The 1054-nt window shown below is 64.1% G+C and carries 1 protein-coding gene; it reads right to left on the reverse strand.

Annotation, left to right across the window (positions count from 1 at the left end):
• The coding region (locus AN233_RS05275) for a VirB4 family type IV secretion/conjugal transfer ATPase (RefSeq protein ID WP_449271520.1) at nt 1-1054 on the reverse strand (1054 nt) is incomplete at both ends.

Raw genomic sequence — 1054 nt, forward strand, 5'->3', positions numbered from 1 at the left:
TCATCGCGTCGTCGAGCTTCTCGTTGAACGGGCTGGCGTCCTCGCCCATCGCCCGCTGGACGTGCTCGGGCGTCTCCCGAATCTCCAAGGGGTTCAGCCCGAGTGTCCCGCCGACAGTGATGCGTTTGGCATCGAGCGCTTCGGCGACGCCGGCCCAGTTATTCAGCGGCTCGAGGATGATGCCGATACGGTCCTTACTCTGCTCGATCGACCGGATGAAGTTCTGCTTCGAACTGAACGACTTCCCCGAACCCGTGTCGCCGACGGTGAACATCGCGTACCCGTTGTCCCGCGCGAACGGGTCGATGACCACGGGACTCTGGTTGTCCTTGTGAATCCCGAACTCGACGCCACCCTCCTCGAGAATCGTCGCGTTGTGCGGCGAGGACAGCAGCGCGCCGACGGCGCCGCCGAGCGCAATCGACGTCCGGCCGAACTCGTTGTCGCCGATGGGCGCGGCGGACTGGAGGGCGAGATCCTGCCGACAGATCGCTGTCTTCGGCGTGAGGTTCGCCGGATCGTCGCGGAGTGCGCTCTTGACCTTCTGGACGGCGTCGCGTAGGTCCTCCTTCTCGTCGGCTCTGACCGTGATGAACATCCCCTGGTCGAAGACGTTCGCGCCGTTCTCGACGGCCTTGTACGTCGCTGCGGCCTCGTTGGCGCGTTCCTGTAGGTAGGCACTCCGCACGCTCTGTTCGAGGTCAGCGTCCACCTGAAGGTCGTCAGCGATATCCTGCAGTTCGTTCCGGGCCCGCTCCTGGTTCTTCGGCGTGATGTGGGCCGTCAGGTCGAACTGCACGTCCGTCATCTCGAAGAGCTCGGAGAGGTAGCCGTCGTTGGGGTAGTCCGGATAGTCAGCGATGTACAGCGTCGTCGTCCACTGCTCGCCGACCCGTGCCGCGCGCGTCTCCCACTCAATCGCCGCCGGCGCGGTCACCGTTTTGTGTGACTCGGCGATGTCGTCGAGAAGTTGGCGTTCGGCCGCGCCCTGTTCGATGGTCTCCTCGTCGAGCAGATCCGAGAACTCGACCTCTTCCTCGTCGTCTTCGGTGTA

It is taken from the genome of Haloparvum sedimenti, from assembly GCF_001462205.1.
Classification (GTDB): domain Archaea; phylum Halobacteriota; class Halobacteria; order Halobacteriales; family Haloferacaceae; genus Haloparvum; species Haloparvum sedimenti.